The organism is Campylobacter sp. US25a (assembly GCF_004379075.1).
In the GTDB taxonomy this organism is placed as follows: Bacteria; Campylobacterota; Campylobacteria; order Campylobacterales; family Campylobacteraceae; genus Campylobacter_D; species Campylobacter_D jejuni.
The window spans coordinates 1-25,391 of the sequence record NZ_RYYM01000002.1 but is presented as its reverse complement, the minus strand read 5'-3'; the positions used below and the strand labels follow the sequence as shown (position 1 = coordinate 25,391).

At 31.7% G+C, this 25,391-nt stretch carries 28 protein-coding genes and 1 riboswitch; of the genes, 12 read left to right on the top strand and 16 right to left on the bottom strand.

Annotation, left to right across the window (positions count from 1 at the left end; genetic code table 11):
* Positions 1 to 6: 6 nt before the first annotated feature.
* Complete coding sequence (gene nusA, locus ELQ12_RS02265) at positions 7 to 1,095, bottom strand: transcription termination factor NusA (protein ID WP_002871185.1); 1,089 nt, start codon at positions 1,093 to 1,095, stop codon at positions 7 to 9.
* Between the two features lie 128 nt (positions 1,096 to 1,223).
* Between nusA and ELQ12_RS02260 the strand changes: the two genes are divergently transcribed.
* Genes ELQ12_RS02260 through ELQ12_RS02235 form a run of 6 tightly spaced genes read left to right on the top strand, consistent with a single transcriptional unit; the run spans position 1,224 to position 5,370 of the window.
* Positions 1,224 to 1,466, top strand: coding sequence for an HP0268 family nuclease (locus ELQ12_RS02260; RefSeq protein ID WP_002851103.1), 243 nt, complete (start codon positions 1,224 to 1,226; stop codon positions 1,464 to 1,466).
* Positions 1,463 to 2,764, top strand: coding sequence for a tRNA (N6-isopentenyl adenosine(37)-C2)-methylthiotransferase MiaB (gene miaB / locus ELQ12_RS02255; RefSeq protein WP_002857621.1), 1,302 nt, complete (start codon positions 1,463 to 1,465; stop codon positions 2,762 to 2,764). Before ELQ12_RS02260 ends, miaB begins: the two co-directional genes overlap by 4 nt.
* Complete coding sequence (locus ELQ12_RS02250) at positions 2,748 to 3,377, top strand: lysophospholipid acyltransferase family protein (protein ID WP_070243545.1); 630 nt, start codon at positions 2,748 to 2,750, stop codon at positions 3,375 to 3,377. Before miaB ends, ELQ12_RS02250 begins: the two co-directional genes overlap by 17 nt.
* A gap of 1 nt (position 3,378) precedes the next feature.
* Positions 3,379 to 4,338, top strand: coding sequence for a hypothetical protein (locus tag ELQ12_RS02245; protein ID WP_002871182.1), 960 nt, complete (start codon positions 3,379 to 3,381; stop codon positions 4,336 to 4,338).
* Entirely contained in the window at positions 4,335 to 4,862 is a 528-nt protein-coding gene (locus tag ELQ12_RS02240) for a hypothetical protein (RefSeq protein WP_002858498.1), read from the top strand. The genes ELQ12_RS02245 and ELQ12_RS02240 overlap by 4 nt, the downstream gene beginning before the upstream one ends.
* Positions 4,852 to 5,370, top strand: a complete 519-nt coding sequence (locus ELQ12_RS02235) for a hypothetical protein (RefSeq protein WP_044794411.1) — start codon at positions 4,852 to 4,854, stop codon at positions 5,368 to 5,370. Before ELQ12_RS02240 ends, ELQ12_RS02235 begins: the two co-directional genes overlap by 11 nt.
* On the opposite strand, the gene thiC is transcribed toward ELQ12_RS02235, so the two are convergent.
* The 3 genes from thiC to rpe all read right to left on the bottom strand — a co-directional run bounded on the left by thiC (position 5,362) and on the right by rpe (position 8,242).
* On the bottom strand, positions 5,362 to 6,654 hold the full coding sequence (gene thiC / locus ELQ12_RS02230; protein ID WP_070243546.1) for a phosphomethylpyrimidine synthase ThiC: 1,293 nt from the start codon (positions 6,652 to 6,654) through the stop codon (positions 5,362 to 5,364). The two genes, ELQ12_RS02235 and thiC, sit on opposite strands and share 9 nt — an antisense overlap.
* Before the next feature lie 56 nt (positions 6,655 to 6,710).
* Positions 6,711 to 6,815: riboswitch (TPP riboswitch) on the bottom strand.
* A gap of 21 nt (positions 6,816 to 6,836) precedes the next feature.
* Positions 6,837 to 7,598: a 3'-5' exonuclease gene (locus tag ELQ12_RS02225; RefSeq protein WP_044794415.1), complete on the bottom strand. Its 762-nt coding sequence runs from the start codon at positions 7,596 to 7,598 to the stop codon at positions 6,837 to 6,839.
* A complete protein-coding gene (gene rpe / locus ELQ12_RS02220) occupies positions 7,595 to 8,242 on the bottom strand; it encodes a ribulose-phosphate 3-epimerase (RefSeq protein ID WP_070243547.1) in 648 nt (215 codons plus the stop codon). Before rpe ends, ELQ12_RS02225 begins: the two co-directional genes overlap by 4 nt.
* 139 nt (positions 8,243 to 8,381) lie before the next feature.
* Here rpe and rpmB point away from each other — a divergent pair, with 139 nt between their 5' ends.
* From rpmB to ELQ12_RS02205, 3 genes are all read left to right on the top strand, one after another.
* Positions 8,382 to 8,576, top strand: a complete 195-nt coding sequence (gene rpmB / locus ELQ12_RS02215) for a 50S ribosomal protein L28 (protein ID WP_002854974.1) — start codon at positions 8,382 to 8,384, stop codon at positions 8,574 to 8,576.
* A gap of 184 nt (positions 8,577 to 8,760) precedes the next feature.
* Complete coding sequence (locus ELQ12_RS02210) at positions 8,761 to 8,976, top strand: YdcH family protein (protein ID WP_002855201.1); 216 nt, start codon at positions 8,761 to 8,763, stop codon at positions 8,974 to 8,976.
* 9 nt (positions 8,977 to 8,985) lie between these two features.
* The gene (locus ELQ12_RS02205; protein ID WP_002871177.1) at positions 8,986 to 10,083 is read left to right on the top strand and encodes a methyl-accepting chemotaxis protein; all 1,098 of its coding nucleotides are present in this window, start codon (positions 8,986 to 8,988) and stop codon (positions 10,081 to 10,083) included.
* 31 nt (positions 10,084 to 10,114) lie between these two features.
* On the opposite strand, the gene ELQ12_RS02200 is transcribed toward ELQ12_RS02205, so the two are convergent.
* From ELQ12_RS02200 to acpP, 5 genes are all read right to left on the bottom strand, one after another.
* Positions 10,115 to 10,711 carry an NUDIX domain-containing protein gene (locus ELQ12_RS02200; RefSeq protein WP_070261397.1) on the bottom strand — a complete coding sequence of 199 codons (597 nt, stop codon included), beginning with the start codon at positions 10,709 to 10,711 and terminating at the stop codon, positions 10,115 to 10,117.
* Between the two features lie 81 nt (positions 10,712 to 10,792).
* A complete protein-coding gene (locus ELQ12_RS02195) occupies positions 10,793 to 12,847 on the bottom strand; it encodes a TonB-dependent receptor (protein WP_070261398.1) in 2,055 nt (684 codons plus the stop codon).
* 151 nt (positions 12,848 to 12,998) lie between these two features.
* A complete protein-coding gene (locus tag ELQ12_RS02190; protein ID WP_002854780.1) occupies positions 12,999 to 13,937 on the bottom strand; it encodes an acetyl-CoA carboxylase carboxyltransferase subunit alpha in 939 nt (312 codons plus the stop codon).
* Position 13,938: 1 nt separating this feature from the next.
* Entirely contained in the window at positions 13,939 to 15,153 is a 1,215-nt protein-coding gene (locus ELQ12_RS02185) for a beta-ketoacyl-ACP synthase II (RefSeq protein ID WP_070252285.1), read from the bottom strand.
* A gap of 25 nt (positions 15,154 to 15,178) precedes the next feature.
* Complete coding sequence (acpP, locus tag ELQ12_RS02180) at positions 15,179 to 15,412, bottom strand: acyl carrier protein (protein ID WP_002871173.1); 234 nt, start codon at positions 15,410 to 15,412, stop codon at positions 15,179 to 15,181.
* Between the two features lie 109 nt (positions 15,413 to 15,521).
* Between acpP and tenA the strand changes: the two genes are divergently transcribed.
* Positions 15,522 to 16,190: a thiaminase II gene (gene tenA, locus ELQ12_RS02175; protein ID WP_134264546.1), complete on the top strand. Its 669-nt coding sequence runs from the start codon at positions 15,522 to 15,524 to the stop codon at positions 16,188 to 16,190.
* Positions 16,191 to 16,213: 23 nt separating this feature from the next.
* Here the strand turns inward: tenA and sdhE are convergent, their stop codons facing one another.
* The 7 genes from sdhE to gpmI form a co-directional block, all read right to left on the bottom strand.
* Positions 16,214 to 17,071: an 8-methylmenaquinol:fumarate reductase membrane anchor subunit gene (gene sdhE, locus ELQ12_RS02170; RefSeq protein WP_070252286.1), complete on the bottom strand. Its 858-nt coding sequence runs from the start codon at positions 17,069 to 17,071 to the stop codon at positions 16,214 to 16,216.
* Between the two features lie 3 nt (positions 17,072 to 17,074).
* On the bottom strand, positions 17,075 to 18,040 hold the full coding sequence (sdhB, locus tag ELQ12_RS02165; RefSeq protein ID WP_002854950.1) for an 8-methylmenaquinol:fumarate reductase iron-sulfur subunit: 966 nt from the start codon (positions 18,038 to 18,040) through the stop codon (positions 17,075 to 17,077).
* Positions 18,037 to 19,872, bottom strand: a complete 1,836-nt coding sequence (sdhA, locus tag ELQ12_RS02160) for an 8-methylmenaquinol:fumarate reductase flavoprotein subunit (RefSeq protein ID WP_134264545.1) — start codon at positions 19,870 to 19,872, stop codon at positions 18,037 to 18,039. The genes sdhB and sdhA overlap by 4 nt, the downstream gene beginning before the upstream one ends.
* Before the next feature lie 338 nt (positions 19,873 to 20,210).
* Positions 20,211 to 20,621, bottom strand: a complete 411-nt coding sequence (locus ELQ12_RS02155) for a pyridoxamine 5'-phosphate oxidase family protein (RefSeq protein ID WP_074486861.1) — start codon at positions 20,619 to 20,621, stop codon at positions 20,211 to 20,213.
* Positions 20,622 to 20,627: 6 nt separating this feature from the next.
* Complete coding sequence (fabG, locus tag ELQ12_RS02150; RefSeq protein WP_070243550.1) at positions 20,628 to 21,371, bottom strand: 3-oxoacyl-ACP reductase FabG; 744 nt, start codon at positions 21,369 to 21,371, stop codon at positions 20,628 to 20,630.
* Entirely contained in the window at positions 21,361 to 21,459 is a 99-nt protein-coding gene (locus tag ELQ12_RS10855; protein ID WP_044261660.1) for a hypothetical protein, read from the bottom strand. The genes fabG and ELQ12_RS10855 overlap by 11 nt, the downstream gene beginning before the upstream one ends.
* Positions 21,443 to 22,921 (bottom strand): 2,3-bisphosphoglycerate-independent phosphoglycerate mutase, encoded by a 1,479-nt coding sequence (gpmI, locus tag ELQ12_RS02140; protein ID WP_044778830.1) that lies wholly within the window; start codon positions 22,919 to 22,921, stop codon positions 21,443 to 21,445. Before gpmI ends, ELQ12_RS10855 begins: the two co-directional genes overlap by 17 nt.
* Before the next feature lie 79 nt (positions 22,922 to 23,000).
* On the opposite strand from gpmI, the gene mraY reads away from it, so the two are divergent.
* Positions 23,001 to 24,062, top strand: a complete 1,062-nt coding sequence (gene mraY / locus ELQ12_RS02135; protein ID WP_044778831.1) for a phospho-N-acetylmuramoyl-pentapeptide-transferase — start codon at positions 23,001 to 23,003, stop codon at positions 24,060 to 24,062.
* Entirely contained in the window at positions 24,062 to 25,270 is a 1,209-nt protein-coding gene (gene murD / locus ELQ12_RS02130; protein ID WP_070243551.1) for a UDP-N-acetylmuramoyl-L-alanine--D-glutamate ligase, read from the top strand. The genes mraY and murD overlap by 1 nt, the downstream gene beginning before the upstream one ends.
* Positions 25,271 to 25,391 lie beyond the last annotated feature (121 nt).

The window sequence follows — 25,391 nt, the reverse complement described above, 5'->3', positions numbered from 1 at the left end:
AATATTTTAAATTTTAAACAAATCTTGAAGATTTTTCATTGCTTCTTCATTGCTGATGGCATTATTTAGCTGCGACGAGCTTAATTCATTGAGCTCTATTTCATAACCACTTAACATAGAAGCAAGACGAATATTAATACCATTTTTTCCTATAGCTTTACTTTTTTGTTCGCTATTTAAACTTACAATAGCTTTTTTATCTTCAATTTTTACAGAATTTACAATAGCAGGAGCCAAGGCACGAGAAATTAAAATTTCACTCTCATTTGTAAATTCTATACAATCAATATTTTCATTATGAAGCTCTTTGCTTACTGCATTAATTCTTACACCTTTAACACCTACTGTAGCACCTACAGGATCGATATTTGCTCCATTGGCTTGAAGAATGATTTTTGCTCTTTCACCTGGAATTCTAGCACATCCTATAATATTGACATAACCATCTTTGATTTCTGGAACCTCAGCTTCAAGTAAACATTCTAAAAATTTAGGACTTGTACGACTAAGCTCGATTTTAATACCCTTATCTGTATAAACACGGCGTATCACCGATTTTACCACATCACCTATTTTAAACTTTTCCCCTTTAATGCGATTTTTTCTTGGCAAAAAAGCTCTTAATTCATCTATTTCAATAAAAGTATTTTCTTCATTATCCACTCTAACAACTGTACCAAAAACCATTTGCCCTACTTTGTTTTTATATTTTTCAAAAATAGTTTGTTCTAATAATTTTTGTATATGATATTCAAGTTCTTTATGCAAGGTATTTACCGCAGTTCTTCCTAAATTTTCCAAAGAACATTCATAAGTTAATTCATCTCCTATTTCAACATCTGGAGCTTCTGATTTTGCCTTACTTAACGCGATAAAACTCTCACTTTTATTTTGTAATCTCTCGTCATTATCTGCTACTATGGTAATTTTTTGATAAAGATTTAAATTTTTAGGATCTACAAAAAACTCATATTCTTGTCCATAAATTCTTTTTGCAGTATTGATTAAAGCGGTAGCTACTTTTTCTTTTACATTCTCTAAGTTTAAATTTTTTTCATTAGCAATAGATTCGATAATATCTGCTATCTTTTCCATATTTTATAAAACCTTTTTTTTGTGGGAAATTTAAAAATGTAGATAAAAATTATATCCTTAATAAGTTTAATTAAAAGTAAAATTTGCTAAAATTATAGATTAAAATGAAAATTCTTAAGGATTTAGCTATGGAATTAAAATTGGCAAGAACTTTGATTAATGAAAAACCTAAAAATATTAGCCTAGAAAAAATCGAAGAGGCTATAGAAAAAGAAGGACAAAAGTTTTTTTATTTTGATAAAGATAATACACACAAACAACTCATTGCCCTTGTAAATCATTTTGAAAAAAAAGGAGTAAGCATTTATCATAGAACCGTAAAATACGGACTTGATGATAATGATTTTATGTATGAGGTACATATTCTTTGAGTGCTAAAAAACTTTTTATCCAAACTTTAGGTTGTGCGATGAATGTCAGAGATTCTGAGCATATGATCGCAGAATTAACACAAAAAGAAAATTACGCACTAACAGAAGATATCAAAGAAGCAGATCTTATTCTCATCAACACTTGTTCAGTGCGTGAAAAACCTGTGCATAAACTTTTCTCAGAAGTAGGTGGTTTTGAAAAAGTTAAAAAAGAAGGTGCTAAAATAGGAGTTTGTGGATGTACTGCATCGCATTTGGGAAATGAAATTTTCAAACGTGCTCCTTATGTGGATTTTGTTCTAGGGGCAAGAAATATTTCTAAAATCACTCAAGCTATAAAAACTCCAAAATTTATGGGCGTGGACATAGACTATGATGAAAGTGAATTTGCTTTTGCAGATTTTAGAAATAGTATTTATAAATCCTATATTAATATCTCCATAGGTTGTGATAAACACTGCACTTATTGTATAGTGCCACATACTAGAGGAGATGAAATTTCCATACCTTTTAATATTATCTATAAAGAAGCTCAAAAAGCCGTTGAAAAAGGCGCTAAAGAGATTTTCTTGCTAGGACAAAATGTCAATAACTACGGCAAAAGATTTAGAAACGAACATAAAAAAATGGACTTTTCAGATCTTTTAGAAGAACTTAGCACTATAGAAGGTTTGGAACGCATTCGCTTTACAAGTCCACATCCTTTGCATATGGATGATAAATTTTTAGAAGTTTTTGCCAATAATCCAAAAGTTTGCAAATCCATGCACATGCCTTTACAAAGCGGCTCAAGTGAAATTTTAAAAGCTATGAAGCGTGGCTATACTAAAGAATGGTATTTAAATAGAGCTTTAAAACTTAGAGAACTTTGTCCAAATGTTAGCATTTCTACAGACATTATTGTAGCTTTTCCAGGGGAAAGTGAAAAAGATTTTGAAGAAACTATGGATGTTTTGGAAAAAGTGCGTTTTGAACAAATTTTTTCTTTTAAATACTCCAAACGCCCTTTAACAAAAGCCGCAACCATGCCTAATCAAATCGATGAAGAAACAGCTTCAAGAAGACTTAGCACCTTACAAAATCGTCATAGTGAAATTTTAGATGAAATTGTAAAAAAACAAGAAAATAAAACTTTTAAAGTTTTATTTGAAGAATTAAGAGCAGGCAATAGCATTGCTGGAAGAACAGATAATAATTTTTTAGTTCAAGTTGAAGGTAGCGAAGAACTTTTAGGGCAATTTAAAGAAGTAAAAATCACTAATGCAAAGCGTATGGTTTTATATGGGGAAATCGTTTAAAATCCATTGCTTAACATATATAATTTTCATCTTGCAATGGCTTATTTTTTTAAGCTGTAAAAAGCACTATAAAGGTGAAAAAGTTGACCATAAAGCTGGTGTGATACTTTTTTGGCATGGAAAATTAGCACTCATGCCTTTTGCGTTTAGACATTATAGACAAAAAAATAAAAAAGCCTATGTCATGATCTCTCACCATAAAGATGGAGAACAAATTGCAAAAATCATCAAGCTTTTCGGTCTTGATACTGTAAGAGGAAGCACTTCAAGGGGCGCTAGCAGTGCACTTAGAGCTGCATTTAAAGTTTTAGAACAAAATGACGATATAGTTATCACGCCTGATGGTCCACGAGGGCCTTATCATAGTATTTCAGATGGTTCTATCATTTTAGCTCAAAAAAAAGGACTAAAGATAAGAATTTTAAACTATGAAGCAAATCGTTTTTGGGAATTTAAAAGTTGGGATAAGATGATCTTGCCAAAACCTTTTAGTAAGATTACTTATAGTCTAAGTGAACCTTTGGATATTTTATCTTTAGATAAAAAAAAAGCTAAAGAATTTCTAATGGAACAATTTGATAAAATTAGCTTAGCTGATCAATTTAAGGAATGAAATGTTATTTTTACTTAAAAAAATATTTCCACAACTTTTTATTAGTATTATTTTAGAAGATAAAAAAAATATTGTAAAAGCTTCTATTTACAGAGGAAATAAACTAATCAGTAGCAATGAAAAAACTTTTGATAAAAGTGAAAATTTATTAGAATACATAAAAAATTTAAGCAAGCATTTCTTATTTTACCACACTGCTTTATTTTTAGATGCCAAAGAACAAGGATTAATACCTAGTACAAATATTCAAGATTGTGAGCACTTTAATATAGGAAAAATCAGCTTACAGCATATTTTGTTTAATAATGCCCTTGTTTATACGGCTACCGAACATGTGGAATATTATAGCGAGCTTTTTGAAGAATATAGAGGTTTAGATTTTTTATATTCCCCTTTTGCCCTTCTTTACTACAATATACAAAAAGAAAAACAGCCTGATGATCAAATTTTACTTTATGGATTTAAACAAGGACATCTTTTGGCAATTATTGTTGCTAAAGGCAATACTATTTTATACGGTGATTTTAAAATATTTGAGCAAGAATTAGGTTTAGAGCTTGAACTTCCATCAGAAGATAATCAAGAAATTCAAAACAACAACGATGATACTGAAGTTACCTTAGATAACTTCAATGAAGCCTTAAATAATAAATTTGACCTACTTGATCAAGAAAATAATCTTGAAACTTTAGATAATAATGATAATTTTAATCTTGATGAATTAAATCAATTTAGCAATGATATGGAACTTTGCCGTTATATTATTACGAGCATTGAAAAATTTTATAATGATGATAAATATGCTGGGGTATTTATCAATGGTATTTTATTATATAGCGAATCAGATATTAACATAAGCGCTATTGATTTTTTAGAAAGTGAAACTTTTTTAGAGATAAAAACAAAACAAATCAACACCTTAGATCTTATGATAGAGTTGATGCGAAAGGAGCTTAAATGACTTATAGCTTCATACAGCCAAGAAAAAAACCTATTTTCACACTCTTTGATAAAATTTGGCTAGGACTTTTTGGTTTTAGTATATTATTTATCTTGCTAGTATATTTTACATATACAATAAAAATTGCATTAATCAATAGCTCTATCGATGATGAAAAACAACAAGTTATAGTGCTTCAAAATCAAACTAAGCAAAATGAAATGCTTTATGAAATTTTATTTGATCAAAGCCAAATAGCGAAAAATTTTAACACTCAAAATCAAATTGTTAAAGAAAGCTTAAGAAATCTATTTGATATTATTGTAAAAACTGATAACATTACTCTTGAAAGTGTTGAACAAGACGAATATTCCTTAAAACTTATCGGAGTCACTCCTACAAGAGAAATGTTTACTCTACTTTTAGAAACCCCTTTAAAAAGCATCTTTGATCAAAGCTATACAACCTATTACCGCTTAGATAATGGGTGGTATCGTTTTGTTAGTATTAGTAAACAAATTCCAGGAGTTGCAGATGAAAGATAAAAGTCTAGAAGAAATTGATTTATTAAAGCTTATCATTTGCGTATTAAGTTTTATAAGCGTTTGCACAGCCTTGATCTTATTTTTACTTTTACCGACATTAAAAAATTACAAACAAGCAAATCTTAGAGAAAACTCACAACTTGCTATCTTAAAAGCCGCTAAATCAAAATTTGACTTTAGTAAAGATAAAATATCAACTCTAAGAAGCGAAAACAGCAAAAGTTTAGAGCAATTTGAGCAAAATTTTAATATAGGAAATTTTGATACTTTTTTACAAAAATATTTTCAAAATGTAAAAATTCAAGAAACTAAGTCCGAAAAACAAGAAAAATATCTAAAAAACCGCTTAGCCATTAAAGCGACAATGAACAATCCTAGAAGGCTTTATGATTTTATTGATGCTCTAAAAAACTATAATAACTTAATCAAGCTTGATTATCCACTTAATCTTAAAGCAGGAGAGCAAGGCATCTCTATAGATCTTACTCTCAAAGTTTATTCAAGCTAAACTCACATCTTCACCTTTTAAAATTTGATTCATAGTATTCATTGCGCACATTTTTCCACACATGGAACATGAGTTTAAATCATCAGGGCGACGCTCATTAAACATTTTTTTGGCCCTTTCTCCATCAATAGCGAGTTTAAACATTTTTTCCCAATCTATCTCTTGCCTAGCCTTACTCATCTCATCATCTCTTGCTCTTTCTTTTGGAAGTTTAGCTATATCTCCCGCATGAGCTGCAATTTTAGTCGCAACTATACCCTCTCTAACATCTTCTAAATTTGGAAGTCTTAAGTGTTCAGCAGGTGTTACATAACACAGCATATCAGCACCATTAGCTGCAGCCACAGCTCCTCCAATAGCACCACTAATATGATCATACCCTGCGCCAATATCTGTTACCAAAGGTCCTAAGACATAAAAAGGCGCTCCTTTGCATAAACGCTTTTCTAATTGCATATTTGCCTCTATTTCATTAATAGCCATATGCCCTGGACCTTCTATCATTACTTGAACCCCAACATCCCAAGCCCTTTGAGTAAGGAGTGATAATTCTATAAGCTCTGAAATTTGCGCCCCATCACTTGCATCGTGAGTAGAGCCAGGACGCAAAGCATCGCCCAAAGATAAAGTTACATCGTATTTTAAACAAATGTCAAGCAAATCATCATAATACTCAAAAAAAGGATTTTCAGCATCTTTCATCATCATCCAAGCATAAAGCACAGAGCCTCCTCTTGAAACTATATTTGTAAGTCTTTTACTTTGTTTAAAAATATGCGCTGCGCGAGAATTAATACCTGCATGAATTGTCATAAAATCAACCCCACTTTTAGCATGATGATATACAACATCTAAAAAGTCTTTAGCATTAATTTGTTTTAAATCTTTTTCTAAAAATCCTACCGCATCATATACAGGAACTGTTCCTATCATAGCTTTTGAAACATTAACAAGCTCGTCTCTAAAACGACTTGTTTTGCCATAATTGCTTAAGTCCATAATCGCTTCTATGTCAAATTTATGAGCGAGCTCTACTTTTTTCATTTCCTCGCTATAATCAACGCAATCATTTGAAACTCCTAAATTTACATTAACCTTAGTACGCAGTCCAAAACCTATACCATTTGGATCAAGACTTTTATGATTAATATTTGCAGGGATAATAATTTTACCGCAAGCAATATTTTCAAGCAAAAAATCTTTACTTAAATTTTCTTTTTGTGCAACAATCTGCATTTCTTTAGTAAAAACACCTTCTTTGGCATAATTCATTTGAGTTTTCATAAATTTATCCTTTAAAAAATTTGGATAAATGAAGGGTGAGTATAAATTTTTAAAGTATTGAAATTTATAAATCTTCCCGACGCTGGCATTATCCAGATCCGGTTCGGTCTAAGCTTTTAGCTTACTCTCAGCCTGTTACACAAGCTCCCGTCATTTATGTTTTAATTATACACTTTAAATATTTATTTTTGCTTTATGCGTGCAGTCTTTGTAAAATTTATAAGTTCTTCTGTAGTTTTTATATGATAAGGAAGTTTTCCAAGGCAATATTTAAAAATTTCAGCAGCTGCCAAAGCATCATCTAAGGCCCTATGATGCGTATTTTCCACGCCCAGAAATTCTTTCAAAACCTCTAGTTTATATTTTGGACTTTCTATACAACATTGTGCAAATTCTATAGTGCAAATACGACGATTAAGCAAAATGCCAAAACCACACTCATTTAAAGCCTTAGAAATAAAACTATAATCAAAACGCACATTATGCGCTACAAAAATACTGTCTTTTAAAAAAAGCCTAAAATCACTTAAAACCTTTGCTAAACTTGGAGCATTTTCCACCATCTCATAAATAATACCCGTAAGTTCGGTTATATTTTCTGGAATTTCTTTTACTTTAATAAAACTTTGAAAGCGTCCAATTTCTTTAGAATTTTGAATTTTTACTGCTCCAATTTCTAAAATTTCCCCCTTACTTACGCCGCCAGTACTTTCTATATCTACTATGCAAAAAATTTCATCTTTAATTTTTGTTGTGCGTGTTTTAAGGGTAAAAATATTATCTTTATTCAAAGTTAAACCCAAACCCAAAAGCTCAAAAGTTTCCAAATCTAAATCAAAATTTTTTAATTCTTCAACTTTGGCAAACTCTTGCATCACCCAATCATAAGGCTTGCTTTGCTTATTTAATATAGAAATAATCTGATCAATTTGCTGTAAACTCAAAATTCAAGCTTTAAAGATGAAATTGCAGTTTTATAATCATTAGAAGAAAAAATATAACTTCCAGCCACCAAAATATCAGCTCCGGATTCTTCTAAATCGCTAGCATTTAAACCATTAACACCACCATCAATCTCTATAAAAACTTTAGCATTTTTTTTATCAATCATTTGGCGCAATTCTTTGATTTTTTCATGTACCAAAGGTAAAAATTTTTGTCCACCAAATCCAGGATTAACACTCATTAAAAGTACCATATCTACAAATTCTAGCATGTGTTTAATAGAATCAATAGAAGTGTGTGGATTTAAAACAATAGCAGGATGGATTCCTTGACTTCTTATATATTCACAAAGTCTTATAGGATGAACTTCGCTTTCCATATGAAAAGAAATGAATTTTGGTTTCAAAGGGATAAAAAGATCTATAAATTTACTTACATCTTTAACCATCAAATGCACATCTAATGGCAACTTACTAATAGTTGAAATTTTTTCGATCACGCAAGGTCCGAAAGTCAAATTTGGAACAAAGTGTCCATCCATTACATCAATATGTAAAAGATCCGCACCTGCAGCTTCAATAGCTTTAACTTCTTCTTCTAATTTCAAAAAATTTGCAGACAATAAACTTGGAGCTACATACATGATCAAAACCTTAAACTATATATAAATGTGATAAATAATATTTTATCGACTTATATATTAAAAAAACTATAAATTATGGAATATTTTAAGCTTAATTTTGATAAAATCTCCATTTAAAAATTTTCATAAGGACAAGAAAATGGCAAGAGTATGTCAAATCACAGGCAAGGGTCCAATGGTGGGTAATAATGTCAGCCATGCTAACAATAAAACAAAAAGACGCTTTTTACCTAATCTCAGAACAGTTCGTGTAACTTTAGAAGATGGCACCACGAGAAAAATGAGAATCGCAGCTTCTACTCTAAGAACTCTAAAAAAACAAAATTCTAAATAATTTTGAGGATTTATTCCTCAATTTTAATATTTCAAATTTAAAAATAAACTTTAATAAATCACTTATATAACACACATTTAAAAATTATTATTAATTTTATTATTTTTTAAGCCAAAAATATCTTTTAATAGTGTAAAATACCTTATTAAATGAATTTTAAATTTCACTAATACAAGGAGAGTTTATGCTACATGAATATAGAGAATTAATGTCAGAGCTAAAAGGAAAAGACGCTCATTTTGATAAACTATTTGATCGTCACAATGAACTTGATGACATGATTAAAGATGCAGAAGAAGGTAGAACTTCTCTTAGCAGCATGGAAATTTCAACCTTAAAAAAAGAAAAGCTTCATGTAAAAGATGAACTTAGCCAATATCTAGCAAATTATAAAAAATAAGGCAAAACAATGTTTGGAAGTAAAATAAACCATTCTGATCTTCAAAAACTTGAAGAAGAAAATAAAAATCTTGCACATAAAATTGAAAAATTTCAATCGGAAAATTTAGAATTAAAAAATAAAATTACATCATTAGAACAAGCGGCTTTAGAGTCTAAACTTAAAACAGATCTTTTAAATGTTTTATTAACTGGGGTTTTAAAAAATATTACTATTGTTCAAGGCGATATGTTAGAAAATGTAAATAAGGCAGAAGTTATCTCCAGCTATTCTAAAACTTCTCTTGCTGAAATGGATGAACTTAACCATATTGCTAATTCTATCAATGCTTCCTTAGGGGATATTACAGAATCAGCCAATAAAACAAGAGATGTTGCAGGAACATTGCATAGAAGTGTAGATGAAATTACTAATGTAATTAATCTAATTAAAGATGTTTCTGATCAGACTAATCTTTTAGCCCTTAACGCTGCTATAGAAGCTGCACGCGCAGGTGAACATGGGCGTGGTTTTGCTGTTGTTGCCGATGAAGTAAGAAAACTAGCTGAAAAAACACAAAAAGCAACCACAGAAGTTGAAATGAATATCAACCTTCTAAAGCAAAATGCAAATGAAATGTATACTCAAAGTGAGCAAGTTGAAAAAATTTCTATAGATTCTAATGCTCATATTATGAGTTTTTCCGAAAAATTTACTCACTTAGTAAATGAAGCGCATTCTACTAATTCAAATGCAGTTGGTATCGCTTCAGAAGCTTTCGTATCTTTAGCAAAACTAGATCATATAGCTTTTAAATTAAATGGTTATAAAGAAATTTTTTCCAAATCAGGAAAGCAATTAGCCGATCATACATCTTGTCGCTTAGGAAAATGGCTTGCTAGCACAGGAAAAGAAAGATTTGGGCAAAATAAAAGCTTCTTAAAAATTAACGAGCCACATGAAAAAGTTCATGAAAATATGAATAATGCTATAACAATAGCAAATACAGAAGATATTAGCAAAGATATTACTCAACACAGCATAATTAATAAATGTGAAGTTGCTGAAAATGCATCGCTTGATCTTTTCAATGTATTTAAAGAAATGCTTAATGAGTCAGATCATTAAAATCCTAGGTTGAACCTTTTTAAGGTTTAACCTAAATAATCTTTAATTTTCCCCACTTTTCCTTTAAAAACCACATATAAGCAAAATCAAGCAAAGGCGTTCTTATCATATTTTTACTTTTTTTTTCAAAATCCTGCACCTTAACATAAACAGCTTCAATCTCTTCATCATCAACTCCACCTCCAGAAGAAATTTTATCTTTTTCATCAACTTCTGCGAAATAAAAGCTTTGCTTGCTTACACCTGAACCAAACCCTGTATAAAAATCTCCTATTTTTTCTAAATTTTTAGGAGCATATCCTAGTTCTTCTATACATTCTTCTTTTGCTATTTCCTCTAAAGATAATTTTTTATCTACAAGTCCTGAACAAAGCTCTATAGTATAGCCCATATTATCATCTTTTACATAATCTTTATCATGCATTTGATGATACCAAAGTGGTATACGAAATTGGCGTACAAAAATAAAACTTTCTAATTCTTTATGATACAAAAGCACTGAAACACTATCTTTAGATTCTATAAAATCCCAAGTACAAAGCCTACCATTGCTTTCATAAGCAAATCTCTTAGGCTTAATATAATTTGATTTTTCAAAAGAAAGTTCTTTTAAATTTTTAAACGCCATAATAAAACCTTTTATTTATTTTTCACATTGTACTTTATTTTTGCTTTTTTGAAAATATAAAAGTAATTAAAGCCTTAAAAATTAAAAATCATATTTATAACTCAACCAAAAACTCCTTCCTTCTGTATAGTCTTGATAACGATTTGCATATCCAGCAGGATTAACCCCATTCCATCTTGTAACTTGCGGATCAAAGAAATTTTTATCAAAAAGATTTTGTACTGCAAAACTTAAACTAGATTGCTTATTGATTTTATAATTTATCCCTAGATCTACTATATAAAAAGGCTTATATTTTTGCCATGGCAACTTACCATTACCGCCACCTTTTGCTTTAGCTATAGTATCAAGTCTTGCCCGTGTTTTTATATAGGAACTAAATTTACCTCGCTCATAGTTTAATTTTAACATTGCTATATGTTTTGGTAAATTTTCTATTCTATCACCACCAAACCAATTTTTTTGACCATCTTTGTAGCGATTATCCATAAAAGTATAACTTGAATTTAGGCTAAAGCCATTGTAAGTTTTGGTATTAAATGCAAATTCTATACCTTTAGTCTGTGTTTTTCCAAGATTAATAGGACGCGTACAAACAGTGCTATTGCTACAATCAATACCATTTTGCGTACCTGTTAAATCTTCATTACTAATTTGATTTGTAAAATCAGTAATAAATCCTGTAATAGAATAATGTGCAAAATCAAATATCCTAAAATCAACACCCAATTCATAATTTATACTTTCTTCTGGTTTTAAGTCAGGGTTTCCAAAATAAGCATTACCATTGGCATAATTATAATATCCATTTGTCAACTCCTTAGCAGCAGGAGTTTTATAGCCTTTTGAAACACCTCCTTTAAAGGCTATATTATCATTTAAGTGATAAACCAAATAAACCCTAGGCGTAAATTCAGAATCAAACAAATCGCTATAAATATAACGTAAACCTGTAGTAAAAATCAAATCATCTGTTATAAAATACTCATTTTCCCCATAAAGCGCAACCGTGGTTTGATCAAGATTTTTACCTCTTATTTGACTACCTGCGCTTGCTTGATCATTTTTTAACATCTCATAATCAATCCTTGCACCAAAGGTATTTACTAAATTACCGTATTGACTCAAATTCCAAGGTAAAACAACCTTACCTTCTCCTACCCAAATTTGACTATGTAATTCTTTATCCTTAGTACTACCATATTGTAAATATGAGTTAGTTGAACCAAAATCATAATTACCATCATGATTTAAAACAATATTATCCTTAAAAAGTTGCCTTTCGCTTTTAATAGCCCTACTACTTGTAGAATTCACCGAAATTTCATTAATATATCGCTCTATATCAAAATATATATTATTTTTATCATCTACTGTCCAATTAAGCCTAGAACCAAAACCCAAGCTAGTAAAAGCACCTGGACTATGACTAGCAATTTGGTAATTATCAGGTCTTTGTTGACCACCATTCCAAACCGGTGTAGGCCATTTTAAATCAGAAGCTACCTTATCATAATACTTCAACCTTGCAGAAATTGATAATGTATCTTCAATCAAAGGAGTTGCTACATAAGCATTAAATCCCCCAGCATTGCCATAGTGATTAGAGTGCTGTTGCAAAAGAGTGTTAAATTCTATATTTGCCTCAGTTTTATCAGGATTTTTCTTAGTGATAATATTTATCACACCGCCTACAGCATCACTGCCATAAAGCGTAGAAGCTGGACCACGTATAACCTCAATACGCTCTATCATAGACAAAGGTGGCAGATATCCTGACTCACTGCCACCAAAACCATTATCATAAAACCCATTTGCAACACTTTGACGTTTTCCATCAATTAAAACTAAAGTATAAGAACTACCAAAACCTCGTATGCTAAAATCATAAGTGCCTGTTTTATTCATAGTCACATCTACACCTGGAATATCTCCTATAGCCTCCCCTATATCCTTAATTGGCTTTTTTTCAAGCTCTTCTTTTGTAATGATAGAAATACTAGCAGGCGCATCAACCAAATCTTGCTCAAAACCACTAGCACTAACCACAACATCATTAAGTTGATATTTTTCTTCTGCTTTTAACAAAGCTCCAGATAAAATTAAAAAACACAGTAAACTTTTTTTAAATTTCATATTTTTGATTTGAGTCAAATTAATTCCTTTAAAAAAATTTATTTTGATATTTAAAATCATTTTTGAAGTATAAAAAAAGAATACTTTTAATTAGCTTAATTTTGATAACAATTATAAATAATAAAATTATTTAAAAAAGCGAAGAAAAAGCCTAAGCCTCTTGATAGGCTCCAAGCTTTAAAATTTTCTGCATACGATTTGCAGAAAGTTCTCGTACATCAATATTTTCAAGTTCATTTAGAGATTTTTTTACATAATCAGCAATAGCTACTGCTGCAGCTTCTTTATTACGATGTGCACCATTTGTAGGCTCATCTATAACATCATCAATTAAACCTTGAGATTTTAAATCATCAGCCGTTACCTTCATAGCCTTGGTTGCAGCTTCACTTTTTGCAGGATCATTCCAAAGTATTGCAGCACAACCTTCAGGAGAAATTACTGAAAAAACAGAATTTTTCATCATTGCAAGTCTATCTGCAACCCCTATAGCTAACGCCCCGCCACTACCGCCTTCTCCAATAACTATAGCAATGGTCGGTATTTTCAAATCACTTAATTCATATAAATTTCTAGCGATAGCTTCACTTTGCCCTCTTTCTTCAGCACCTATTCCAGGATAAGCACCTGGAGTATCTATCAAAAATAAAATAGGAATTTGAAATTTCTCTGCAAGTCTTGCTACTCTTAAGGCTTTACGATATCCTTCAGGATGTGGCATCCCAAAATTTCTAGCGATTTTATCTTTTGTTCCACGTCCTTTTTGCTCACCAATTACAATTATTTTTTTCTCTCCTAAATAACCCATAAAACAAACAATAGCAGGATCATCTCTAAAGGCACGATCACCATGTATTTCGTGAGCGTCATTTAAAATAAGTTCAATATAGTCAAGAGCATAAGGACGATCTGGATGACGTGCTAATTGCAAACGTTGAAAATCACTTAAATTCTTATAAGTTTTAGAAATTTCTTTTTCAAGATTTTTCTTTAAAATCGATACAGCTTCAGTATCTCCTTTAATCTGAGCATTGATAATGTCCTCGTCAATTTGCTGAATATTTTTTTCAAAATCTAAATAAGAAGCCATATTAATCTACTTTTTTAAATACAACACAGCCATTTGTGCCACCAAAACCAAAAGAATTGCTCATCACCACTTTTAAATCTACTTTTCTTGATATATTTGGAACATAATCAAGATTACATTCATCATCTTTTACAAGCTGATTGATTGTAGGCGGAACTACCCCGTCTCTTAAAGCCATAACACTAACAACTGCTTCAATTGCACCTGCAGCACCCAAGCAATGGCCTGTTTGTCCTTTGGTGGAACTTATAAGCGGGATATTATTGCCAAAAAGCTCTTTAATTGCTGCGGTTTCATTTTTGTCATTTACAGGAGTTGAAGTTCCATGTGCATTGATATAATCTACCTTTGGATTCCCTGCCATATTTAAAGCTTTTTTCATAGCTCTTAAAGGTCCATCTAAAGTTGGTGAAGTAATATGATGCGCATCTGCACTTTCTCCAAATCCAATTAATTCAGCATAAATTGTAGCACCGCGTTTTTTAGCCTCTTCATATTCCTCAAAAACCAAAGCTCCAGCACCTTCTCCCATGACAAAACCATCTCTTTCTTTGTCAAATGGTCTTGAAGCATGCTGTGGATCTTCATTTCTAGTTGATAAAGCTTTCATTGAAGCAAAACCACCTATACCCACAGGACAAATCGCAGCTTCTGCGCCTATGACTAACATCTTTTTAGCATTTCCCAAAGCTATACTTTTATAAGCTTCTCCTATAGCATGAGTTCCTGCTGCACAAGCTGTAACACAAGAAATATTTGGCCCTTTAAGTCCATGCTCTATAGAAATCAAACCTCCTAACATATTTACAAGTGCTGAAGGTATGAAAAAAGGGGAAATTTTACGCGGACCTCGCTCGGAACAAATAACGGAATTTTTTTCTATGTTAGGCAAACCTCCAATACCAGCAGCCGAAACAATGCCAAATTCTTCTTTGTCTAATTCTTCGCTAAATCCAGCATCCTGCATTGCTTCTCTTGCTGCTTTAATTCCAAGTTGTATGAAACGGTCAATTTTTTTTACTTCTTTGCCATCAACAACCTCTAATGGATCAAAATTTTTAACTTCAGCTGCAATTTGAACAGGAAAGTCTGTGGCATCAAAAAGAGTAATTTTATTTACTCCGCTTTCTCCATTGCAAATTGCTTTAAATGAACTTTCTTTATCTAAACCAAGGGCATTGATCATACCAATACCTGTAACTACAACTCTTTTCAAGAATAAGCTCCTTGCAAGAAAAAAATTATTTTTTTAGATTGTCAATATAATTTACAACATCTTCAATTTTAATTAATTTTTCAGCATCACTATCTGGAATTTCTACTTCAAATTTTTCTTCTAAAGCCATAATAAGCTCTACAACATCTAAAGAATCAGCACCTAAATCTTCAATAATTTTTGATTCCATTTTAACTGCATCTGCATCAATACTTAATTGCTCTATTACTACTGCTTTTACATCATCAAATGTTGCCATTTGTTCTCCTTCAAAAAATTAAAATAAAGCGTATTTTACTATAAAAAGCTTAAAATATTTATAGTTTTTCATTATACTTGAAAATAAAATATTAAAACATAAAGGAAAAATGATGCTTTTCTCTAATTTAATCAAAGAAAATCAAAAAATTTGGGATGCTTATCTACATCATGATTTTGTTAAAAAATTAGAAGATAAAAGCTTAAAGCAAGAAAATTTTCTTTTTTATCTCAAGCAAGATTATATTTATTTGCTTAATTACGCAAAATGTTATGCAAGATTAGCACTTAACTCAAATACTGCAAAAGAACTTCGTTTTGCTATGAAATTCCAAAATTATATAGTTGAAGGAGAAATGGAACTTCATCGTGCAATTTTATCTCTTGGCATTAATGCAGATGAACTCGATACAAAAAATGAAAGTTTAGTCAATATAGCCTATTCGCGTTATATGTTAAGCGTAGGTGAAAATGGAGATTTTTTAGATATGTTAGTTGCTCTTAGTGCTTGCGCTATAGGCTATGCAAAAATAGGTGCTGAAATTATAAATCGTTTAAAAAATGAAAATTTAAAAGATCATCCTTACAAAGAATGGATTTTGACCTATGGAAGTGAAAATTTTCAAAATGAAGCTAAAGAATTTGAAGATTTTGTTAATTCTTATACTTCAAGTGTTAGTGCACAAAAATTCCAAAAACTCAGCGAAATTTTTCATACTGTAACACGCTTGGAAGTGGCTTTTTGGGAGCATTCTTTAAGAATGGAATTAAATCTTTAAACATGGGCTTTTTGCCCATGTTTTTATGCAATTTTACTTGCATTAATAATATTATAATCTAAACCAACCATTTCTTTAGAAAGTCCTAATGCAAGTCCTACTAATTGTGATAAATGAATAATAGGCAATCTTGCTTTAGAATTAGTATAATCTTGAAATCTTTCTTGATAGATATCAAGCTGCATTTGACAAAGTGGACAAGGTGTTACAACACAATCGGCTTGATTTTCACTTGCATTATTGACAATTTGACTAGACATTTTTTTCACAGATTTTTCTGCAGGATAAGAAGCATGAAAACCACAACAATCAAGGCGTTTTTCAAAAGGAACTATTTTAGCCCCTAAAACTTCTACTACACTTTCAAAACTTTTTGGATTGGTTGAACTTTCTTTTTTACCGAAAGCATCTTCAGGTCTTAAACTATGGCAACCATAAAATAAAGCTACTTTTAAATTTGAAAGCGGCTTTTTCACCTTGCTTTTTAAATTATCCAAATCCTCATAAAGCTCCCACAAAAGACTTGTAATAGGCGTTGAACCTTGATATTTCATTCCACCTTGTGCTAAAAAAGTATTGATGTGTTCTTTTGCACCCTTATCAAGAGTATTTTTTGCTTTAGTTAAAGTTAGCATACAAGTACTACAAGTTGTAAGCATTGGCATTTTCATCTCTTCTGCTAAAGCAATATTTCTTGCATTAGCTACCAAAGTCGCAATAGGATCAACGCACTGCGCTTGAGAAGCCCCACAACAACTCCACCCCTTAATTTCATTCAACTTCCAACCCAAAATAGGTGCAATAGCTTCAAGTGAAATTTTAGATTCTTTTGCAGCTTGAGATAAAACACAACCTGGAAAAAAAGCGTATTCTTTTTGCATATTTTACTCCTTAACAGCAGCTTCTTGTGCCGCCTTTATCATTTTAACCAAATCTTTATGCCCTTCTATTTCATCCTCGCCAAAAACATGCATAGGATTCATTTTTCCTGCACGCATAAGTTTAAAAGCTATATCTGTTTTACCCATAGAACCTATAACACCCTCGGAACGTAAAGCAAGATAAATTTCATTCAAGCGTCCTGAACCTTCAACTAAATCTTTATAAAAAGCTTCAGCATGATCAGGCCCTAAGCCTTCATTTAAACCTTTTTTAATCGCCATCACTCTTAAATTTGCTATATCACTTACTGAACTTATACCCTTTGGACAACGATCAGCGCACTCTTGACAATGAACACAAAGCCAAAGTCCATTCATTACACTAGGTTTTACATGCAACATAGGATCCTTACCTCGAGAGTCTGCCGCTGCACGCCAAGCATGAGTAAAAACAAAAGGTTGCATATAATCGCTACTATCTGCTTCTAATTTATTACACTCTGAGGCACAGCTACCACATAAAATACAATCCCATTGCTTGCTAATACGATCAAATTCTTCTTGACTTTGTTTACAACCCTTTTCCGCTGAAAATTCATTTTTTGCCACCATGGCAGGACGAATTTTTCTTAAATTTTCTATAGAAGGTTCCCAATCCACAATTAAATCAGAAATTACTCTAAAATTTCCAAGCGGAGAAATGCGTATACTTGAAGGATTATCATATTCTTTTAACAAATCTTGCATTTTAGTATCACAAGCAAGATAAGAATGTCCATTCACACGCACTGCACAAGCCCCACAAATCGCAGATTGACAAGAGGCGGTAAAATTTAAAGTAATATCTTTTGTTTTTTTGATAAAAAGCAAAAGAGAGAGCAGAGTTTTTCCCTGTATATCCTTATCATCAATATCATAACTTTGTTCATATTTTTCCTTGCCATTAAAACGATCTATGATGATTTTCATTGTGCTCTCCTTCCATCAAGTGAAAACTCAGTTACCACGACATCTTTATAACTAAGTTTTAATTCATCATTTTCTAAATTTACAATGCTATGTTTTAAGAAATTTTTATCATCTCGCTTTGGATAATCTTCTCTAGTATGAGCCCCACGACTTTCAAGTCTATTTCTAGCTGCTAAACAAGCACAGCGAGAAAGTAAAATCAAATTACCAAGCTCTACATAATCTGTAAAAGCAGTATTCATCACTTCATTAGGATTTGGAATACGAATTTTTTCATATCTTGCTTGTATATCTTCTAAATTTTTTGCTAGAAGATCGAGTTTTTCTTGAGTTCTAAAAATCCCCATATTATCCCAATTTTGACTTCCTAGCTCTTCTCGCAATTCATACATTTCTTGACCATTTCCGCCATTATTTGTAATTTCTTTAAATCTAGCCTGCCATTTTTGAGCAAGTTCATGAGTTTTTACCCCTTTTCCAAAACTTGCATCTTTGGCATAATTTGTCGCACCAATGCCTGCTAAATGCCCCGTTACAACGGCATCGGCTAAAGAATTTCCCCCTAGTCTATTAGCTCCATGTATAGAAATACAAGAAGCTTCTCCACCTACATAAATTCCAGCAATTTTAGTACTCATATCTTCAAATTTAGCCACTTCAATTCCACCCATAGAATAATGCGCCGTTGGACGGATAGGTACAGGAGTATCTACTAAATCAATATTTTCAAAAAGCATTGCAGTGTGACGAATTTTTGGTAAATCTTTTAAAATTTTTTCTTTTCCTAAGTGGCGTACATCGCACAAAACATAAGCTCCAAGTCCCTCGCCATAACCTCTACCTTCACGAATTTCTGTTTCTATAGCACGCGCAACCACATCTCGCGGTGCAAGCTCCATTTTTTCATGGTAATTTTTCATAAAACGCTCACCACGATTATTTAAAAGATATCCCCCTTCACCGCGCGCCGCTTCTGTAATAAGAGTTCCACCATTTGCAACTCCTGTTGGGTGAAATTGTATCATCTCAGGATCTTCAAAACCAAGTCCTGCTCTAAGAGCAGCTGCCACACCATCTCCTGTGGCAATAAAAGGAGTTGAAGTTCTATTATAAAATATCCTTGTGTATCCCCCTGTAGCAATCACCAAAGCTTTGCATAACACAGGATAAATTCCACCGCTTTGTATATCTCTTAAAACAACACCCTCGCATTTTCCATCCACAACACCTATATCCAAAAGCTCATGATCCATTAAAAATTTCACACCACTACTAATAGCATCATCCAAACAAGAATGCATTAAAATATGACCTGTTTTATCTGCAGAATAGTTACAGCGTTTCTTAGAAGCTCCTCCCATTAAACGCTGAGCTACTCCACCTTGCTCATTTCTTGAAAACAAGGTTCCTATAAAATCCATATTAAAAATAGCCTTTCCAGCTAATTCACAAAATTTTAAAGCCGCGTCTTGATCTACCAAGTAAGCTCCGCCTTTGATAGTATCATAAGCATGTAATTTATAGGAATCTCCATTAGAAAAATCAGTAACTCCATTAATTCCACCCTCTGCCATACAAGTTGCGTTACGAGATGGCATCATCTTTGTAGCTACTACAACGCTTAATTTTGGATTTTCTTTTCTCACTGCGGCTGCAGCACGCAAACCTGCTCCACCTGATCCAATTACCAAAACATCGCAAGAAGGTAAATTTGTATCTTTATCCATCTTAGATGAATCATCTAAGGCATAAACTCCACTTGAACTTGCAGCTAAAGCTCCTACACTAATACAGGCTGTTTTTATAAAATCTCTTCTAGAAAATTCACCCATATCATTCTCCTTATTTAAAAAAATTAATAATAATTTTTTAATGTAAGTCAATCTTACATAACCGCATGCCAAAAATCCAAAAACAAACTCTCCTTTCAATATAAAATGGATTAAAAACAAATTTATAATTTAGTAAATATAAAAAAGCATAAGATAAGTAATCAAAGAAGATAAATGAATATAATAAAATAAATATTAAAAAATTTTTGCAATATATCATAATCTATTCCTTGCAAATTAAACGGAATGATTATACCTTAAAAAAATAACAAAAAGTTAATATTAATTAAGATAATATTTATCTTAATTAATATATAGTTAATAAAATTATCAAATCATTAAGCCTTAAAAAGCTTAAATTCTCCATTTGCAAATTGCATTCTAGCGCTTAGATGATCAAGATAAAAAACTTCAAATTTTGGATTTTGTGGAGTTTCATAAAGATTTACAAGATAAGGGTATTTTTCGAACATCATTTTTTTAACTTCTAAATTTGGTTCAAAAACCGCATTAGCTCTAAGTCTTAAAAAAGTCCCATCTTTTGCACAAGAACAAAATTCAATACCACTATAATTTTTTATATGTTTAAAAAGTCCTTTTGTGTTTGCTGTGCAAAAATAAATTTTATCTCCCACAAGCAATGGACTTTGTATAGGACGCACTCTAGGATTTCCACAAGTTCCTAAAGTGGCTAAAAATGCCGGTGCATTATCATCTAAAAATTGTGCTATTTCTTTTAAATCCATCATTTTTCCTTACATATATAAACCACCATTGATCTTAAGCACATCGCCTGTCACATAAGAGGCATAATCACTAAGTAAAAACGCTACACAATTAGCCACTTCTTCAGGTTCTGCAAAGCGTTTTAAAGGGATATTATCTTGATAGGTTTGTTTGATTTCATCGCTTAAAACTTCAGTCATATCGCTTTTTATGAAACCTGGAGTTACACAGTTAAAGCGTAAATTTCTACTTGCTCCTTCTTTAGCAAAAGATTTAGTCATAGCTATCATTCCACCTTTACTAGCAGAATAATTTACTTGTCCAGCATTACCCATTTCTCCGACAATAGAAGCGATATTTACAACAGCACCAAAGCGTTTTTTACTCATGATTTTTAAAGCTTCTCTACAACCTAAAAAAGCTGAGCTTAAATTTGTATCCACAACGCCACTAAAGTCCTCTAATTTCATTCTTAAAGCAAGTTTATCATTTGTAATGCCTGCGTTATTTACAAGATAACTTAATTCTCCATCGCTCTCCACTATGGTTTTTACACCATTTTCGAACTCATCTTCTTTGCTTGCATCAAATTTAATCACAGCAGCAACGCCACCACTTGCAATAATTTCATCTTTTAAAGCATCTGCAAGTTCAGGTTTTGAACGATAATTGATCCAAACTTTAAGCCCAAAACCTGCCAAAGTTTTTGCAATAGAGGCACCTATTCCCTTGCTTGCTCCAGTAATTAAAACATTTTTTCCACTAAATTTCATTATCTATCCTTAATAAGTTTAATTTTAAAAATTGCAATCTTAACAAATTTCTTACAAAAAAGGCAAACAAACTAAAATAAAGCCTCATTCATTTCTTTTGGAATTTCTAAGTCTAAAATTTTAAGCACGCTTGCAGCTATATTACTCAGCCCCATATTATCTTTAATCTTTGAAACTCCCTTTGCTTGCACAAAAACAAAAACATCAAAAGTGGTATGATTGGTAAGCAAATTTCCTTTTTCATCTTGCATAGCCTCGCAATTTCCATGATCACTTGTAATGATAAAAGCATAATCATGCTTTTTTGCACATTCTACAATCTCGCCCAAACAAGTATCCACCGCTTCAACAGCCTTTATAGCAGCATTAAAATCGCCTGTATGTCCAACCATATCTCCATTTGCAAAATTTACCACTATAAAGTCTTCGCTCTTTTCTATACCTTTTTTCACTGCATCACACACTTCAAAAGCGCTCATTTGGGGTTTTTCATCATAAGTTTTTACCTTAGGACTTGGGATTAAAACCCTTGTTTCATTTTCCAAAAGCTCTTCTTTCCCTCCATTAAAAAAGAAAGTTACATGAGCATATTTTTCGGTTTCTGCAGTATGAAGCTGACTAAGCCCTGCTTTAGAAATCACTTGCGCTAAAGTATTTTCAATTTTTTCTTTTTCAAAAAGCACAGGGAGTTTAAATTTATCATCATAAACACTCATAGTAAGTAAATTTTCAAAGATTTTTTCGCGTTCAAACTCTTTAAAACCCTTAGAATTTAACACTTCAACGAGTTGTTTCATTCTATCATTTCTAAAATTGATAAAGATAATGCCATCTTCTTCTCTCATACCCTTGTAATTCTCATTTTGCACCGCTTTAATAAACTCATCAGTAATATTTTCATCATAAGATTTTTGTAGGTATTCTAATAAATTTGGCACCTTATAAGCCTTACCTAACAAACACTCATAATATTCTTTTACTCTATCCCAACGTTTATCTCTATCCATAGCATAAAAACGCCCACAAAGTGTAGCAAAATGCACGCCTAAGTTTTCACAAAATTCTTTTAAGTCTTTTATGAAATTTAAGCCACTTTTTGGGCTTACATCACGTCCATCAGTGATTGCGTGAACAAAAACTTCATTGCCATTTTTCGCACAAATTTCAAGCATGGCTTTAAAATGCGTATCCATAGAATGCACCCCGCCATCACTATAAAGCCCTATAATATGTACTCTTTTACATTTTGCTAAAAGTTTTTGTAAATTCTCATTTTTTTCAAGCTCTTTGTTTTCAATGGCTTTATTAATACGCACTAAATTTTGATAAATAACACGCCCACTTCCTATACACATATGCCCTACTTCGCTATTTCCCATTTGCCCTTCTGGCAAACCTACAGCCAAACCACTCGTTTTTAGTAAAGAATTTGGGACCTCCTTAAAAAGCTTTTCATAACTTGGTTTTTTAGCTGCTTCAAAAGCATTAAACTTACTATTTTTATTATACCCTATTCCATCTGTAATAATTAAAACGCATTTTTGCTTCATTTTTCTCTCTTTTATAAGAATTTTTTTGGTTAGATTTTACTAAAATTAAACTTTTAAAAACCAAAAAGAAGGCTAGGTTTTGTATTATCTTTCAGATTTAAGTCATTATGCTTTTTTTACTTATATTAGTGTGCGTGCAGGATTTGCTTTTTTTATCGCTTTATGTTTGTCTTTATTTTTAATGCCTAAATTTATTACTTGGGCAAAAGCTAAAAATGCTAGTCAACCTATTTACGAATACGCCCCAGAAACTCATAAAACCAAATGCCATACTCCAACCATGGGTGGGCTTATTTTCATCAGTTCTGCAGTAATCGCAAGTTTATTTTGTATCAAATTTGATAATATTTTTGCTATAAGTGCTTTGCTTTGTTTGATACTTTTTTGTTTGATAGGGCTCGTAGATGATTTAGGCAAAGTTCTAAAAAAAGATAATCATTCAGGACTTAGTCCAAGAATGAAGCTTTTAGCGCAAATCACCACAGGACTTATTTGTATCTTGCCTTTATATTTTAGTTCAGAACTTAGCACAGAACTTTTTATACCTTTTTACAAACATCCTCTTTTTGATATGGAAATTTTTGCCATTGCTTTTTGGATTTTGGTTTTAATTTCTAGCTCTAATGCTGTAAATTTAACCGATGGACTTGATGGCTTAGCTACAGTTCCAAGTATTTTTTCTTTATCTACTTTAGGGATATTCTTATATTTGAGCGGAAATTTAAATTATAGTGAATATTTACTTTTGCCAAAAATTCAAGGACTTGGTGAAGTGGTGATTATTTGTGCTGCATTAATCGGTGCTTTAATGGGATTTTTATGGTACAACTGCTATCCTGCGCAGGTTTTTATGGGGGATAGTGGAAGTTTAGCTTTAGGTGGATTCATAGGATTTTTAGCTATCATTAGCAAAAATGAAATTTTACTTTTACTCATAGGTTTTGTTTTTGTTCTTGAAACTGTTTCTGTAATTTTACAAGTTGGAAGTTTTAAAATTTTTAATAAAAGAGTATTTAAAATGGCACCTATTCATCATCATTTTGAAAAAGTTGGCTGGGTAGAAAATAAAATTATAGTGCGTTTTTGGATGATAGCCTTACTTTCAAATTTACTTGCACTTGCATCAATAAAGCTAAGATAATGAAAATTTCACTTTTTGGATACGGAAAAACCACGCGCGCTATTGCTGAAAATTTGGTAGATAAATTTGGGCCTTTTGATATCTATGATGATCATTTTACAGAAACAAAAAAAGATACACTAGGAAATTTACTTTTAAATCCTAATGATTTTGATGATAATTTAAGCGATATTGAAATTCCTAGTCCAGGTTTTCCACCAAAGCACAAACTCATTCAAAAAGCAAAAAATTTACAAAGCGAATATGACTTTTTTTACGATGTCATGCCAAAATCCGTTTGGATAAGCGGAACCAATGGCAAAACCACTACCACTCAAATGGCTACACATTTATTATCACACATTGGTGCTGTTATGGGTGGAAATGTTGGAACTCCTTTAGCAGAGCTTGATCCTTATGCAAAACTTTGGATACTTGAAACTTCATCTTTCACCCTATACTACACTCATAAAGCTAAACCTGAAATTTATGCACTTTTACCTATAAGTCCTGATCATCTTTCTTGGCATGGAAGTTTTGATAATTATGTTCAAGATAAGCTAAGCGTTTTAAAAAGAATGAATGAATGTGATATAGCAATACTGCCTAAAATTTATGCAAATACTCCAACAAAAGCTCATATAATAAGCTATAAAGATGAAAAAGATCTAGCTGTTAAATTTGGCATTGATACGGAAAAAATTTCCTTTAAAAGTCCTTTTTTACTCGATGCTATCATGGCTTTAGCTATAGAAAAAATTCTACTTGATACTTTAAGCTATGAGTTTTTAAATAGCTTTGTAATGGAAAAAAATAAACTCGAAGAGCTTAAAGACAGTCAAAATAGGCTTTGGGTAAATGACACTAAAGCTACAAATGAAAGTGCTGTAATGGCTGCACTTAGTCGCTATAAAGATAAAAAAATCCATCTTATCATAGGGGGAGATGATAAGGGTGTAGATCTTAGCAATTTATTTGATTTTATGAAAGGATTTGATATAGAACTCTATGCTATAGGTATTAGTACTGAAAAAATGCTTGATTATGCAAAAAAAGCGAATTTGAAAGCCTATAAATGTGAAGTTTTATCTAAGGCTGTAAATGAAATTTCAAATCACTTAAGAGTCAATGAAGTGGCTCTTTTAAGTCCTGCTTGTGCAAGTTTAGATCAGTTCAACTCTTACGCAGAGCGTGGAAAAGTCTTTAAAGAATGTGTGAATAAAATTTAATTTATTATACAATATTTATACAATCCATACAAATATATTAAACTTTCCAAACCCTAAAAACACCCTATTCTCTTAAAAAACCCTAACCAGCAACAAACTCTTTTTTAAACACGATTCTAAG

What these genes read in the sequence shown, in the direction of transcription:
- ELQ12_RS10855 (WP_044261660.1), bottom strand. Translation starts at nt 21,459, where the DNA reads ATGAGGCTTTATTTTAGTTTGTTTGCCTTTTTTGTAAGAAATTTGTTA.
- ELQ12_RS02155 (WP_074486861.1), bottom strand. Translation starts at nt 20,621, where the DNA reads ATGATGGATTTAAAAGAAATAGCACAATTTTTAGATGATAATGCACCG.
- ELQ12_RS02210 (WP_002855201.1), top strand. Translation starts at nt 8,761, where the DNA reads ATGCTACATGAATATAGAGAATTAATGTCAGAGCTAAAAGGAAAAGAC.
- tenA (WP_134264546.1), top strand. Translation starts at nt 15,522, where the DNA reads ATGATGCTTTTCTCTAATTTAATCAAAGAAAATCAAAAAATTTGGGAT.
- ELQ12_RS02200 (WP_070261397.1), bottom strand. Translation starts at nt 10,711, where the DNA reads ATGGCGTTTAAAAATTTAAAAGAACTTTCTTTTGAAAAATCAAATTAT.
- fabG (WP_070243550.1), bottom strand. Translation starts at nt 21,371, where the DNA reads ATGAAATTTAGTGGAAAAAATGTTTTAATTACTGGAGCAAGCAAGGGA.
- thiC (WP_070243546.1), bottom strand. Translation starts at nt 6,654, where the DNA reads ATGAAAACTCAAATGAATTATGCCAAAGAAGGTGTTTTTACTAAAGAA.
- rpmB (WP_002854974.1), top strand. Translation starts at nt 8,382, where the DNA reads ATGGCAAGAGTATGTCAAATCACAGGCAAGGGTCCAATGGTGGGTAAT.
- rpe (WP_070243547.1), bottom strand. Translation starts at nt 8,242, where the DNA reads ATGTATGTAGCTCCAAGTTTATTGTCTGCAAATTTTTTGAAATTAGAA.
- ELQ12_RS02190 (WP_002854780.1), bottom strand. Translation starts at nt 13,937, where the DNA reads ATGGCTTCTTATTTAGATTTTGAAAAAAATATTCAGCAAATTGACGAG.
- ELQ12_RS02195 (WP_070261398.1), bottom strand. Translation starts at nt 12,847, where the DNA reads ATGAAATTTAAAAAAAGTTTACTGTGTTTTTTAATTTTATCTGGAGCT.
- ELQ12_RS02205 (WP_002871177.1), top strand. Translation starts at nt 8,986, where the DNA reads ATGTTTGGAAGTAAAATAAACCATTCTGATCTTCAAAAACTTGAAGAA.
- ELQ12_RS02240 (WP_002858498.1), top strand. Translation starts at nt 4,335, where the DNA reads ATGACTTATAGCTTCATACAGCCAAGAAAAAAACCTATTTTCACACTC.
- acpP (WP_002871173.1), bottom strand. Translation starts at nt 15,412, where the DNA reads ATGGCAACATTTGATGATGTAAAAGCAGTAGTAATAGAGCAATTAAGT.
- ELQ12_RS02250 (WP_070243545.1), top strand. Translation starts at nt 2,748, where the DNA reads ATGGGGAAATCGTTTAAAATCCATTGCTTAACATATATAATTTTCATC.
- gpmI (WP_044778830.1), bottom strand. Translation starts at nt 22,921, where the DNA reads ATGAAGCAAAAATGCGTTTTAATTATTACAGATGGAATAGGGTATAAT.
- ELQ12_RS02245 (WP_002871182.1), top strand. Translation starts at nt 3,379, where the DNA reads ATGTTATTTTTACTTAAAAAAATATTTCCACAACTTTTTATTAGTATT.
- nusA (WP_002871185.1), bottom strand. Translation starts at nt 1,095, where the DNA reads ATGGAAAAGATAGCAGATATTATCGAATCTATTGCTAATGAAAAAAAT.
- sdhB (WP_002854950.1), bottom strand. Translation starts at nt 18,040, where the DNA reads ATGAAAATCATCATAGATCGTTTTAATGGCAAGGAAAAATATGAACAA.
- ELQ12_RS02235 (WP_044794411.1), top strand. Translation starts at nt 4,852, where the DNA reads ATGAAAGATAAAAGTCTAGAAGAAATTGATTTATTAAAGCTTATCATT.
- sdhE (WP_070252286.1), bottom strand. Translation starts at nt 17,071, where the DNA reads ATGCAAAAAGAATACGCTTTTTTTCCAGGTTGTGTTTTATCTCAAGCT.
- sdhA (WP_134264545.1), bottom strand. Translation starts at nt 19,872, where the DNA reads ATGGGTGAATTTTCTAGAAGAGATTTTATAAAAACAGCCTGTATTAGT.
- murD (WP_070243551.1), top strand. Translation starts at nt 24,062, where the DNA reads ATGAAAATTTCACTTTTTGGATACGGAAAAACCACGCGCGCTATTGCT.
- ELQ12_RS02260 (WP_002851103.1), top strand. Translation starts at nt 1,224, where the DNA reads ATGGAATTAAAATTGGCAAGAACTTTGATTAATGAAAAACCTAAAAAT.